The following is a 12,983-nucleotide window of genomic DNA, read 5'->3' as shown; positions in this document are numbered from 1 at the left end:
GGGACACGGATAGGGCAGCTGGGCAACCGCGCGTCGCGCAAGCGGCTCGAGGAACGTCCGGGCTCCACAGGACGGGGTGGTGGGTAACGCCCACTCGGGGTGACCCGCAGGAAAGTGCCACAGAGAACAGACCGCCCGCACGGCCGCAAGACCGACGCAGGTAAGGGTGAAACGGTGGTGTAAGAGACCACCAGTTCCCCAGGTGACTGGGGAAGCTAGGTAAACCCCACCCGGAGCAAGGCCAGACAGGGCATGATTGAGGGCTGTCCGCCCGAGTGCCTGGGTAGGCCGCTGGAGGGCGTCGGCAACGGCGCTCGTAGATGGATGGTTGCCGCTCCGCCGCGGGCAACTGCGGCGGATGACAAAACCCGGCGTACAGGCTGCCCTATCCATTCACCCCGAGTAACGCCGTTGGGTCCGTTTGCGCTCCGGGTGCGTAGACTTGCGGGCATGTTGATACGCGAGGCAGCCGCCGCCGACTGGCCCGGCATCTGGGCCGTCATCGAGCCGACCGTCCGCGCCGGGGAGACCTACACCTTCCCGCCCGATGCCAGCGAGGAGTCGCTGCGTGCCGAGTGGCTGCCGGAAACCGTGGCTGAACCCACTGCTCCCGCTGCACCCTCTTCTCCCACTTCTCCCACTCCTCCCACGCACGACGCCGGACCCGCCCTCCGCGTACCGCGCACCTATGTGGTCACGGAGGAAACGGGCGGGCAGTCGCCGCCGATGATCGTGGCCACCGCGCAGCTGCACCCCAACCTGCCCGGCGCCGGAAGCCACATCGCCAACGCATCGTTCATGGTCCACCCCGACCACGAGGGCAAGGGCTACGGCCGGCTCCTGGCCCACCATGTGCTCAACGCAAGCATCGCCGACGGCTACCGCGCCATGCAGTTCAACGCGGTGGTTGAATCCAACACCGGTGCAATCTACCTGTGGGAATCGCTCGGCTTCGACATCATGACGACAATCCCCGACGCGTTCGACCACCCTTCGCTCGGACCCGTCGGCCTGCACATCATGTACAAGGCACTGGCGGGCTGATTTCCGCCGACCGTGAAGTGGCGCCGACGCCCTCGCCGAGACGTTCCGCGCATTGCCGTCACGCGCATGGTGCGGAGCAAAATTATGCGTGATGGAGACGAGCGGGGGCTGCGCAGCTTGTTTTCTGGCGCAGCGCCGGCGGCCGGCACTGCGCATGGCGGAAGTGGACCGGGGCCATGCGCCCCCGCGGCGGCCGGCACTGCGCATGGCGGAAGTGGACCGGAGCCATGCGCCCCCGCGGCGGCCGGCACTGCGCACGCTCGAAGCGGTGCAAGCTGAGGCGTATTGCCCGGTACGGGGGTGTGGATAACTTTCGGCGCGGGCGCTGCCGGATGCCTAGACTCGAACCATGGTGAGCCGGCCGTGCCCGCGGCGGCCCTGCCCGGAGGGGGCGTGGGACAGCCGGACAGGCGGAAGGGATGGTCCATGGCCCGGCATGCAGTAGTTGTTGCGGCGCGCCGGTCCGTGCCCCATGCCGGAACCCGTGTGAACGGATGCGGCGACCGGGACAGGCGCCGTGCCCCGGAAACGGACAGCCGCCCGGGCACGGACGCCCGCCCGGAAACGGACAGCCAGGGCACGGACGCCCGCCCGCCAACCCGCCGGTCTCCGGAGCGGGGCCTGCTGCAGGTGGCCGCGGCGCTTTCCGTGCTGCTCACCGCGGCCCTGGGCGGGTGGCTTCATGCCAGCGGCCGGTGGCCGTTTGAGCCCGGTGCCGGCCCGGCTCCCGTCATGTCCACGCCGCCGCCGGGGCTGGGCACCCCTGTCGTACGCGTGGGGCCGGCGTCGGCCCTCGCCGTGCTGGACACGCTGCAGGTCAAGGGGCGGGCGCCGAAGACGAACTACCAGCGGAGCGAATTCGGCGAGGCCTGGCTTGACGCGGATGCCAACGGCTGCGATACCCGCAACGACGTCCTGCGCCGCGACCTGCAACACGCCACCTTTGAAGGCGCGTCGCTGTGCCAGGTCAAGGCCGGCACGCTCGCTGAACCGTATACCGGCCGCACCATCGAGTTCCGGCGCGGTGCCGCCACCAGCGCCGCCGTCCAGATTGACCATGTGGTGGCCCTGGGCAACGCATGGCAGACGGGCGCACAGCGGCTCACGCCCGTGCAGCGCCAAAGCCTGGCGAACGATCCCCTGAACCTGCTGGCCGCTGACGGCCCGGCGAACCAGGAAAAATCGGACGGGGACGCCGCCACGTGGCTGCCGCCGGACAAAAAGTTCCGGTGCCAGTACGTTGCCCGGCAGGTCTCCGTCAAGGCCGCCTACCGGCTCTGGGTCACGCCGCCGGAAAAGGCCGCCATGACCCGGGTGCTGGCCGCCTGCCCGGGCATTCAATCGCTTCCGTCCGGCTACGCGGCACCATCCTGACGGCCACCGGGGACACGCCGCATGACACAAACGGCGCCTTGGTGGCCTGCCGCGGCAAACGGTGCAATGATGCCTTTTATGAGCGAATCAGACTTCAACGACCCGATGCAGCTGGCCCACGACAACCTTGAGGAGGCCAACCGTCAGCTGGCCCGGGCCACCGCCGATTTCAACGCGGGAAAGATCACGCAGCAGCGTCTGGACCAGCTCCATGAGCTGCGTGACATTGCCGCCGCCGACGTCAACCGCGTGGCCAAGGAAAGCTAAGACCAGCCGGCCCGGGGCGGCTACTCCCGGCTGGTGCCGATCTCGGCCAGCGGCAGGTCCGGGTGGTTCTTTTCCACGCGCCGCATGGCCCAGATGTCATTGAAGAGCGCCAGAAACTCACCGTCGCTGCGCTTAAGCACCTCGGCGCCATGGACGGAGCCCAGCACGGCCTCCGCGTCCGCCGTCGTCAGCCGGGCAAGTGAATAGGGGAGGCGCTCCAGGCGCATGGGGGCGTTGAAGTCGTGGTGCATGCGGTCCTCGACCACCTCAAACTGCATGGGCCCGACGGCGGCCAGCACGGGAGCCTGGTCCCCGCGCAGGTCCGAGCGCAGCACCTGGATGACGCCTTCATGTTCCAGCTGCTCGATGCCGCGGCGGAACTGCTTGTACTTGCTGGGGTCCTTGGAGCGGGCCACCTGGAAGTGCTCCGGCGCGAACAACGGGATGGCCGGGTATTCCACCGGCTCCTCCACGTACAGGCTGTCGCCCACGCGCAGCGCGGAGGCATTGACAAGTCCGACGACGTCGCCGGGAAACGCGGTGTCGATCACCTCGCGCTCACGCCCAAACACCTGCTGGGCGTACTTGGTGGCGAAGGATTTGCCGGTGCGTCCCTGCGTGACCACCATGCCGCGTTCAAACATGCCGGAGCAGACGCGGATGAAGGCCACGTGGTCGCGGTGGGCCTGGTTCATCCCGGCCTGGACCTTGAAGACAAAGCCGGAGAACGGCGCGTCCACGGGGCGGGTGCCGCCGGTGACCTCGGGGCGCGGGGCGGCCGGGGGGGCGTAGTCCACCAGTGTGTCCAGGATCTGCTTGACGCCAAAGTTCAAGGCCGCGGAGGAGAACAGCAGCGGCGTGGCCTTGCCGGCGTAGAACGCCTCCAGATCCAGGGGCGCGCCGGCGTCGACCACCAGCGACGCCTCGTCAATGGAGTCCTGCCAGGCGTCGCCCTCCGACGCGGCCGCCTGCTCGGGCGTCAGGTATTCGGTCAGGGCGATGTGGGCGCCGGAGCTGTTGCGGGCAAACTTGGCGAACTCGTTGCGCTGGATGTCCCAGACGCCGCGAAAGTCGCCGGCGATGCCGATGGCCCAGGTCAGCGGCATCGGGGCCAGGCCCGTGCGCTCGGTGATCTCGTCCATCAGCTCCAGCGGGTCCAGGCCGGGGCGGTCCCACTTGTTGATGACGGTGATGATGGGCAGGTTGCGCTGGCGGCACACCTCGAAGAGCTTCATGGTCTGCGTCTCCAGGCCTTTGCCGGCGTCCACGAGCATCACGGCGCAGTCGACGGCGGCCAGCACCCGGTAGGTGTCCTCGGAAAAGTCGGCGTGGCCGGGCGTGTCCAGGAGGTTGATGACGGTATCCCGGTAAGAGAACTGCAGGGCCGCGGAGCTGATGGAGATGCCGCGGTCCTTCTCCATCTGCTGCCAGTCGGAGACGGTGTCCTTGCGGTTCGACTTGCCGTTCGTGGCGCCGGCCGTGCCGATCACCTTCGCATGCAGCGCCAGGGCCTCGGTCAGCGTCGACTTTCCGGCATCCGGGTGGGAGATCACGGCGAAGGTGCGGCGCCGGCCCGCTTGGGCGGTGATTTCCGAGGCACGGACGGGGGACTGGACCTGAGAAGACACAAGACTGCTTTCTGGGGGTGGAGCGCGATGAACGACGGCGTGGCTTGCCCCGGGGCAACCTGCGGGTCGCGGCGCCACGGGTGCGGATCCTGCGGTTCGCGGCGCCACGGGTGCCGGGGCGAAAACGCCAACTCCCAAGTTTACCGCAGCCGGGCCGGAGTTACGGAAGCTGCAGGCAGCCGTACCCGACCTGCCACGTGCCTCCGCCGGCGATGCGGTCAAGGACCAACTGTTGGAGCGCCGTCGTGCGGGGAAGCTCGGAGAGGTTGTCCATGCCGCGGGTGCGGAAGGTGAAGTAGACGGCGTCGGTGGGTTCATCGCGCGGAGTCCCGTACGGGGTGAACAGGGCGGCGAAGCGGGAGATGTTGGACCACTGGTCCATGTGGCCGGACAGGTACGGGTCCAGCAGCCAGGACTCGCAGTTCGCGATCCGGACAGGCCGTTCCGGAAAGTGCGTGGCGAAGAACGGCCCGGCTGCGGCGAGGCTTTCCGCAACGGGCGCCATGCCCAGGGCGCCGTCTTCGGGGATGTGAATGCCCAGGATCCACTCGCCGTCTGCGACACCGGGAATCGTGACCGCGGGCTGGTGGAGCAGGTACTGCAGGCGGCCCAGGGCGAAGAGCCGGCCGGTGAAGTGGTGGGTGAGCCACCTCCAAGTGTCCATTCCGAACCGGCCGTGGACCCGCCGGTTGAGGGCCAGGTTGCGGCCAAAGTCGGCCAACGTGTCCCGCGTGACGACGTCGGGGATGTCCAGTTCGGCGTGCCAATGCTGCAGGGCGGGCACGAAGCGGAGCATGCCCTCCAGCCAGTCGCTCTCTGTGACGGGCAGTTCCGGCGTCCCGGGTTCCGGCACCGCGGCGTCAGTGCTGCCGAGGGCGGCGAAGAGATAATCCAACACCGCCGCCGCCGCCGGACCCGTCTCGCCGTCGAGCAGCTGCAGGCAGCCGTCCCGGTCTTCTTCCGCCACCGCAAGGTAGTCCAAGGACAGTTCTGTGCTCAGCGCGGTGTGCGGGATCATCAAGCCAGCTTACCGAAAATCCCCGTTGAGATCACGACGCCCCGGACCGTTGAGGTTCGAGATGACCACCTGTCCAAGAGTTGAGGTTCGAGATGACGACGCCTCCACGCCGCCGCGGAGGCGTCGTGATCTCGAACCTCGACGGCGGGCTAGGACTTGGCTTTCTTCACGAACAGCGTTTCGGCCTGCTCCAGGGACATGCCATTGGTCTCGGGCACCTTGAACATGACGAAGAAGAACGACGCCGCGGCGAACAGGGCGTACATGCCGTAGGTCAGCGGCAGGGAGGCGGAGGCCATGGCGGGGAAGCTGAGCGTGATCAGGAAGTTGGCGATCCATTGCGCCGCGGCGGCCAGTCCGAGCGCGCGCGCACGGATGCGGGACGGGAAGATCTCGCCCAGCAGCACCCACACCAGTGGTCCCCATGAGGCGCCGAAGCTGATGACGAACACGTTCGCGGCGACGAGGGCGACAGGACCCCAGGCGCCGGGAAGCGTGATGTTGGCGCCCGAGCCCGCGGCGGAGGAGAAGGCCAGCGCCATGGCGCCCAACGAAATGGCCATGCCGGTGGAGCCGGCGAGCAGGATAGGCCGGCGGCCGATCCTGTCCACAAGGGCGATCGCCACCAGCGTGACCAGGATGTTCACGACGGCGGTGACCACGGAGATGGTCAGCGAGTCGCTTTCGTGGAAGCCCACCGCCTTCCACAGCGTGGTGGAGTAGTAGAAAATGACGTTGATGCCAACAAACTGCTGCAGCACGGAGAGGATGATGCCAATCCAGACGACCGGCACCAGCCCAAAGCTCTTGCCGCGCAGCGAGCCTTTCCGTGCCGCGAGGGAGTCTTCCTTCACGGCGTCCTTGATGTCGCGGATGCTCCGGTCCGCGTCCTCGGCGGGGGCAATCGTCAGGAAGACTTCCCTGGCCTTGTCCTCCTTGCCCTTCAGGACCAGGAAGCGCGGTGATTCGGGGAGGACGAACGCGATCCACCCGTAGGCGACGGCGGGCACGGCGCCGGCGAGAAACATCCAACGCCAGGCCGGCAGGCCCAGCCACAGTTCATGGATGGCGCCCCCGGCTGTGGTGGCGAACAGCGCGTCGGAGAGCAGCGCGGCAAAGATGCCCACCGTGATCGCCAGCTGTTGCAGCGAGGCCAGCCGGCCGCGGTGGCGGCGCGGGGAGATCTCCGAGATGTAGGCAGGGGCAATGACAGAGGCCAGCCCGATGCCGAGGCCGCCGATGAGGCGCCAGAAGATCAGGTCCACCACGTTGAACGCCAGGCCTGTCCCGATGGCGCTGGCTAAAAACAACAGGGCGCCCAGCTTCATCGCCGGGATGCGGCCCTTGGCGTCGGCGATCCTGCCTGCCACGTAGGCGCCTGCCGCGCAGCCCAGAAGTGCGACGGCGATTGTGAAGCCCGTGAGTGCCTCACCGAGGTGGAACTGGCCTTGGATGGCGTCGACGGCTCCGTTAACCACTGAGGAATCGAAGCCGAAGAGGAAGCCTCCCAGGGCTCCCGCCACGGCGAGGCCGATCACCTTTTTGGGTATTTTTGCCGCCGCACCTGTGTCGGTGGTCGTGGACTCGGTCATGGTTTCCCCCTTGCCGGCCGTCCAAAAAGGGGGACCGGCCGGCTCATGTGGCGTCTAAAGAATGCTCTACGCCAAGCTACTCCATGACCGCTGCGCAGGCGGAATCCGCGCACCCGCATCGAAGGCGTGCGCCATGGCGAGGTGCTGATCCCGAAGGGGAGATGGAGGTCAGTGCCCGAAGGGGTCCGGGTCCACGCCGGGCATCCAGGTCAGGCCCGGCACGCCCCAGCCGCGTTCCTTGGCCGCCCGCCGGGCCTTGCGGCCGTAGCGGTCGTTGAGGCGGTCCACGTAGAGCTTGCCGTCGAGGTGGTCGTATTCGTGCTGCATGCACCGTGCAAACCATCCGGTCGCCTCAAAGTCCACGGGCCGGCCTTCGGCGTCGAAGCCGCGCACGCGCGCCCACTCGGCGCGCTTGAGCGGGAAGTCGATGCCGGGGACGGAGAGGCAGCCTTCCACCTCGTCGTCCGGGTCGGGTGCCTTACCCGAAATCTTCCCGACCGTCAGTGAGGGGTTCACCAAAACGCCCCGGTCGGGGACGCCGTCGTCGTTCTCCATCTGGTAAGTGAACACGCGCAGGCCCATGCCGATCTGCGGGGCGGCCAGGCCCACGCCGTGGGCGGCGTCCATGGTCTCGAAAAGGTCGGCGACGAGGGATTTCAACTCGCCATCGAAGCTCTTGACCTCCTCCGCCCGGCGGTGCAGCACGGGGTCGCCCAGAATGGTCACGGGATGGATGGTCATGGCGGATCCTTTTATGGGACGACTGGTCTGTGAGTGACCTGTCTGAGGACGACAGGGGAATGAAAAACACCCCGATCGAGTGACCGGGGTGTTTCGGTGTTTCGTAGCCGTTACACCAAGGGGGTGAGATACGGGGGTTGAACCCGCGACCTCCTGGACCACAACCAGGCGCTCTGCCAACTGAGCTAATCCCACCATGCGAAGCCGTCCCGCAGTCACACCGTGACGGTGTGTTCCGCGCTTTGGGCAACGACGACTAGTCTACCCGGTCCCGCGGGTGCTTATGACCAAAACCGGCCGGTTGGGCGAAAATGTGGTTAAGATCCCATTTTTTGGCCTGCAGGTTCCGTGTCGTCAAGCTGTTTTCAGCCCGCGAACTTGGCCGCGATCTTCTTCGCGGTCTCCGAATCGGGGCCCGGCGCCGGCACGAAAACGGCCTCGCGGTAGTACATGAGTTCGTTGATGCTGTCCTTGATGTCGCCGAGAGCGCGGTGTCCTCCCGTTTTCGCGGGCGCCTGAAAGTAGGCGCGGGCGTACCAGCGGCGGGAGAGTTCCTTGATGGTGGAGACGTCGATGACCCGGTAGTGGAGGTGCTCGACGAGCTCGGGCATGTCGCGGGCCAGGAACACCTTGTCGGTGCCGATCGAGTTGCCTGCCAGCGGAGCCTTGTTGGGCACGGGCACGTGTTGTTTGATGTAGGCCAGCACCTGGGCCTGCGCGTCGTCCATGGTGGTGCCGCCGGCCAGCTCGTCGATCAGCTTGGAGGTGGTGTGCATGGTGCGTACGAAGTCGCCCATCTGGGCCAGGGCCTCGTCGGAGGGCTTAATGACCACGTCCACGCCGTCGCCAAGAATGTTCAGCTCGGAGTCGGTCACCAGCACCGCGACCTCGATCAGGGCGTCGTTGACGGCGTCCAGGCCCGTCATCTCGCAGTCAATCCACACAATGCGTTCATTTGTAATAGGCACCTGTCCAATGTACCGCCTCCCGGTCCTGGCTCCCGGGGACGTCCCGGCCCGGGGGACTGGCGCCTCCGGCCCGGACGTCGGCGGCGCTGGTAAAATCAAGGCTTGCCCGCGCCTGGCACGCGGAATCCTCTTTTTGACGTACTTTCAATGGCCGGAGGCTTTGATGGCAGCCCCACCCCGCGCCACCCGTGCCGTCGGCCGGGCAGGTGACCGCCCCCGGATCGCACTGCTGCAGGGCCTTGCGGGGTCGGTGCTGTTGCTGGCCGGGTCGGTGGGCGTGGGGTGGATCGCCAACGGCTCGCCGATGATCCGCCAGCCGCTGGTTATTGCGATGCGGACCGACGGCACCGGCGTTCTGGTTTCCACGGCGCTGTTGGTGGTGGGCGCGATGGTCCTGCTGCGCTCGTGGTTGCGGCTGGGTCAGCGCCTGGCTGGCTGGGGTACCGGGTCGCTGAGGGAGGTGGTGCTGGCAGTGGTCCTGTGGGGCGCGCCCCTGGTGTTGGCCGTTCCCATCTACTCCCGGGACGTCTACGCCTACACAGGCCAGGGGCGGCTCATGTCCGAGGGCCTGAATCCATACAACACCGGCATTTCCGCGCTGAGCAACTGGTTCATGCTGGGCGCGGACCCGTCCTGGGCGGAAAACCGGACACCTTACGGACCGCTGTTCCTGTGGCTGGCCCAGGGCGTGGTGGCCGTGACGGGCGCCCAGCCGGACTTCTCGGTGCTGCTGTTCCGGCTGCTGGCCTGCGTTGGCGTGGCCCTGTGTGTCATTTATGTTCCGAGGCTGTCCGCCCTGCACGGCATCGGGGGCGCCCGCGCCCTGTGGCTTGTGGCGGCGAATCCGTTGTTTTTGATTTCCTTCATAGCCAGTGCCCACAACGACGCGCTGATGGTGGGCCTCGCCGTGGCCGGCACGTACTACGCGGCCGTCCGAAGGCCGCTGCTGGGAATCGTGCTGGTGACGGCGTCCATCGCGGTCAAGCCGATCACCATTGTGCTGCTGCCGTTCATCGGCCTGCTGTGGGCGGGGCACGCCGCGGGATGGGGCCGGAAGTTCCTGTGCTGGGCGGCCACGGCCGTGGTGTCCGGCGGGCTGCTGGTGCTGGCCGGGCTGCCGCACGGGCTCGGCCTGGGCTGGACGTGGGCGCTGACCGACGGCACGCCCGGATACACCGGGTATTCGCCGTCGGGCTTTGGCGGCCAGATGGTGGAGCTGGCGGTGAATGCCGTGGGGCTCGACGGCGGCACGGCCGCGGACATTTTCCGCACGGCGCTGACGCTTGCCAGCATCGCCGCGGCCTGCTGGCTGGTGCTTTTTGGCGACCCGAAGCGTGTGGTGCGGCGCCTCGGACTGGCGTTTGCCGCCGTCGTGCTTCTGGCGCCCATCATCCAGCCCTGGTACGTGCTGTGGTTCCTGCCCTTCCTGGCCGCGACGGGCATCCGGAATAACTGGCAGGTCAAGCTGATGTACGTGGTGGTGGGCTTCTTCGTGGTGTTTGGCGCCCAGGATCAAGTGTTTGTGTGGAACTTCGTGGAACTGCCCGTTTCCGCCCGCGCCCTGGCCTTCGGGGTGGCGCTCGCCGCGGTGGTGTACCTGCTGCTGGTGGACGTGCACACACGGAAGCTCCTGTTGCACCGGCCCGTGCGGTCCTCGCCGAAGTAGCCGCCGGAGTAGATGGCGGGCCCCGAAGCGCTCGGCGGGCCTGGTGCGGCGGGCCTGGTGCCGCGAGGTAGCGGCATGACGTCGAATCGCCCTGAAATTTCAGGCGGCCTCGGCGCGAACCTGCTGCCTCGGCGACCCGGGAGGGGGATGATGCGTGGTTTCGGCGCGGACCGGCTACCTCGGTGATGGAGCGGTGGCAAGACAGGAACTCACCGCCCGCCGCCTTTTCGCAAGGCGGCCATCAAACGGGTTTTGAACAGGTGCTCGTTGAAAAGGTCCGACCAGCCGATCCGGATAACAGTCCAGCCTGCCTCCACCAGGTCGTTTTCGCGGCGGCGTTCGTCACGAACGACCTGTTCAGTGGGCCGGTAGTCGAAATATTTGCCCTCCCCGTCAAATTCCAGGATGACCTTGTATCGGGGCCACGCGAAGTCTGCGCGGTAGTTGCCGTGCCGCGTGCTGAGTTTGAACTGGAGCTCCGGCGGCTCAATTCTGCAGATGCAAATGAGGTCGCGGGTGAGGGACTCACCAGCCGATTCGGAGGAGCCGGACGCGAAGTCGAGTGCGGCACGGAAGATGCGGATTCCACGGTGCCCGTCGAGTGCGGCCGCTTCGTGCTCGAGGGCTGCGCGGGCAACGCCGGTGCGAAGGGCGTGGTCCATGAGGATCAGCGCCTGTTTGTACGTCATGGTGAGAGCGCAATCGACCGTTGTCCGGAGCACGTTCGTCGCCGGCAGCCCGTCGATTTCGGTGCATTGGCCGTCGGGCAACGCCCGGCAGTGGATTTTGACGTCTGCGGCCCGGCCAACTGTCGAAGTCTTCGATCTGCGGGTCAAATGGATGTAGTTGTCCGCACGCCAGAGAGGGAGCCCGTGAAGGCGCGCCGCAGAGGCATGGCTGTAAACGGCTTGTGATGGCGATGACGCAACCGAGGCGTGGGCATGCAGCAGGATTTTCAGCCTTTCCTGGGCCCTGGAGTCGAATTTGTCCCAGTATTCTGCGCGGACATAGCAACCATGCCGGGCCCTGACTAGGACGCGCTCCCGAAGAAGCGTGACAATCGCGGCGGCATTCAGGCCGGCCGCATTCAGCTGGGAGGTCCGCCAGGCGTGTTCGCCATTCGGCAGCCGCGGCGCGAATGGATGTGCAGCAAAATCGCCGGCTGGCAGCTCCCCGCTGCTCTGGGAGACAAGTCTCAAGCCGCCGCCTGATTCGTCGGGCTCGGGCGGCGGGCCGGGGGCGCCAAGCCATGATGAAGTGTTCATGCATCCAGCTTGGACGCTTCCCGCGCCGCTCCAACAGTCTCACTTTGCGTTTTGTGGATAACGGGGCGCCCGTGTGTTGTCCGCGAAGTAGCGGGATCGGATCGAGGCTCGCCGTAATTGTTCGCTGGCTCGGCGTGCACCGGCTACCTCGGCAGAGGTGGGTCGTATGGATCCGCGACCTCGGAGCGAACCAGCTACCTCGGTGCGCTTTCCGCGGCCGACTCGGACGCCCGACGGCCCAGTTCCGCGGTGCGGCGCACGGCCCACACCAGCAGCGTCACCAGGAGCACGTTGCGGACGGTCAGGACGGCGGCCATGACAGGGTTTGCGTGGATCAGCGGCGTGTAGAACAGCGGGTAGATCACAAAGGTGGTGAACGCGATCCCCATGAGCAGCGTGGCCGGAACCTTCCAGCGGTCCCAGTTGTGGACCAGACCGGCAACGACCACCGGCGCCAGCCAGATGATGAATTGCGGCGAGCCGACCTTGTTAAACACGATGAACGCCGTCACCATCAGCAGCGAACCCTCCAGCAGCAGCTCCTCCCGCTCGGCCCCGCGCCGCAACGCCCACACCATGAGCAGAACACCGGCCACGGCGGCGACAATCAGCAGCGGCTGCATGAGCATCGCGGCCAGCGGCGCGCCCGGGCCGTACACCTCCGTGGAGTTGATGGCCACGTTGTCCGCAATCTTCGATCCGCCCAGCCTGAAGACGCTGAGCCACACCCACGGCGTGGAGAACGTGGCCTCGAGCTGCATGCCGCGTTCGCCCTGGTTCACGGCAAAGTCCAGCAGATGGGGCCCGGCCCCAGACGCCGCTGTGGCACCGGCCACCACGGCGCTGACCGCCACGCCGCACAGGAGTACGCGCACCCGCCTGGCGCTGGCGATCAGCAGGGGAAGGACGACGGCGGCCGGCCAGACCTTGACCCACGTCGCCACTGCGAGCAGGACCGCCGCGACGGCGGGACGCTCGGCCGCATAAAGCAGCGCGATGATCACGATCGGCGCGGTGATGCCCTCCACGCGGGCAAAGCTGAGGTAGCCCATGAAGACGGTGAAGAACAGCCAAAACCAGGCCGGCGCAATGCCGCTCCGGGCCCGCCTGCCGCGCGTCAGGAACGCCAGGCCCACTGCGTCCAGGGCCGTGATGACCAGCGTCCAGCCGAGCAGGTACAGGGACTGGCCGAACATGTTGGCCGCGAAGATGGGCACCTGGGCCAGCACCGGGTACACCCAGGGGCTGATGGTGCCGTGGAGCTCGGACGGGTTGTAGCCCAGCAGCGCCCACTGCCGGTACTGCTCGGTGTCGCTGAAGGTTTCGCCGTGGACAAAGAACGTGAACATCCAGCCCAGGAAGAACAGGTGCACGGCGGTGAAGCCCCACCACACGCTGGCGGGCGTTCGGAACCAGGCCA

At 67.1% G+C, this 12,983-nt stretch carries 11 protein-coding genes, 1 tRNA gene and 1 other RNA gene; 5 read left to right on the top strand and 8 right to left on the bottom strand.

Annotated features, from left to right (window positions below):
* Positions 1-10 precede the first annotated feature (10 nt).
* From rnpB to DMB86_RS14500, 4 genes are all read left to right on the top strand, one after another.
* An RNA gene (gene rnpB, locus DMB86_RS14515) (RNase P RNA component class A) lies at positions 11-392 on the top strand.
* Between the two features lie 58 nt (positions 393-450).
* The gene (locus DMB86_RS14510) at positions 451-1,044 is read left to right on the top strand and encodes a GNAT family N-acetyltransferase (RefSeq protein ID WP_113718437.1); all 594 of its coding nucleotides are present in this window, start codon (positions 451-453) and stop codon (positions 1,042-1,044) included.
* 426 nt (positions 1,045-1,470) lie between these two features.
* Positions 1,471-2,418, top strand: a complete 948-nt coding sequence (locus DMB86_RS14505) for a GmrSD restriction endonuclease domain-containing protein (RefSeq protein WP_113718436.1) — start codon at positions 1,471-1,473, stop codon at positions 2,416-2,418.
* A gap of 78 nt (positions 2,419-2,496) precedes the next feature.
* Positions 2,497-2,685 carry a hypothetical protein gene (locus tag DMB86_RS14500; protein ID WP_113718435.1) on the top strand — a complete coding sequence of 63 codons (189 nt, stop codon included), beginning with the start codon at positions 2,497-2,499 and terminating at the stop codon, positions 2,683-2,685.
* Between the two features lie 20 nt (positions 2,686-2,705).
* On the opposite strand, the gene DMB86_RS14495 is transcribed toward DMB86_RS14500, so the two are convergent.
* The 6 genes from DMB86_RS14495 to orn all read right to left on the bottom strand — a co-directional run bounded on the left by DMB86_RS14495 (position 2,706) and on the right by orn (position 8,632).
* Complete coding sequence (locus DMB86_RS14495; RefSeq protein WP_113718434.1) at positions 2,706-4,313, bottom strand: peptide chain release factor 3; 1,608 nt, start codon at positions 4,311-4,313, stop codon at positions 2,706-2,708.
* 160 nt (positions 4,314-4,473) lie between these two features.
* A complete protein-coding gene (locus DMB86_RS14490) occupies positions 4,474-5,331 on the bottom strand; it encodes an acyltransferase domain-containing protein (RefSeq protein WP_113718433.1) in 858 nt (285 codons plus the stop codon).
* Positions 5,332-5,480: 149 nt separating this feature from the next.
* The gene (locus DMB86_RS14485; protein ID WP_113718432.1) at positions 5,481-6,923 is read right to left on the bottom strand and encodes a sugar porter family MFS transporter; all 1,443 of its coding nucleotides are present in this window, start codon (positions 6,921-6,923) and stop codon (positions 5,481-5,483) included.
* Between the two features lie 168 nt (positions 6,924-7,091).
* The gene (def, locus tag DMB86_RS14480) at positions 7,092-7,664 is read right to left on the bottom strand and encodes a peptide deformylase (protein WP_113718431.1); all 573 of its coding nucleotides are present in this window, start codon (positions 7,662-7,664) and stop codon (positions 7,092-7,094) included.
* Between the two features lie 122 nt (positions 7,665-7,786).
* Positions 7,787-7,859: transfer RNA gene (locus DMB86_RS14475), tRNA-His, on the bottom strand.
* Between the two features lie 170 nt (positions 7,860-8,029).
* Positions 8,030-8,632: an oligoribonuclease gene (orn, locus tag DMB86_RS14470; protein WP_113718430.1), complete on the bottom strand. Its 603-nt coding sequence runs from the start codon at positions 8,630-8,632 to the stop codon at positions 8,030-8,032.
* Between the two features lie 163 nt (positions 8,633-8,795).
* Between orn and mptB the strand changes: the two genes are divergently transcribed.
* On the top strand, positions 8,796-10,298 hold the full coding sequence (mptB, locus tag DMB86_RS14465) for a polyprenol phosphomannose-dependent alpha 1,6 mannosyltransferase MptB (RefSeq protein ID WP_129545552.1): 1,503 nt from the start codon (positions 8,796-8,798) through the stop codon (positions 10,296-10,298).
* Positions 10,299-10,507: 209 nt separating this feature from the next.
* Here mptB and DMB86_RS20365 read toward each other — a convergent pair whose 3' ends face one another.
* Together DMB86_RS20365 and DMB86_RS14455 are read right to left on the bottom strand one after the other, a co-directional pair.
* Positions 10,508-10,987 carry a DUF559 domain-containing protein gene (locus tag DMB86_RS20365; protein ID WP_129545551.1) on the bottom strand — a complete coding sequence of 160 codons (480 nt, stop codon included), beginning with the start codon at positions 10,985-10,987 and terminating at the stop codon, positions 10,508-10,510.
* 770 nt (positions 10,988-11,757) lie between these two features.
* Complete coding sequence (locus tag DMB86_RS14455; RefSeq protein ID WP_418202280.1) at positions 11,758-12,957, bottom strand: hypothetical protein; 1,200 nt, start codon at positions 12,955-12,957, stop codon at positions 11,758-11,760.
* Between the last annotated feature and the right edge of the window lie 26 nt (positions 12,958-12,983).

This window comes from Arthrobacter dokdonellae (assembly GCF_003268655.1).
Taxonomy (GTDB): domain Bacteria; phylum Actinomycetota; class Actinomycetes; order Actinomycetales; family Micrococcaceae; genus Specibacter; species Specibacter dokdonellae.
The sequence above is the reverse complement of the archived record's forward strand: the minus strand, read 5'-3'. Positions and strand labels throughout refer to the sequence as shown.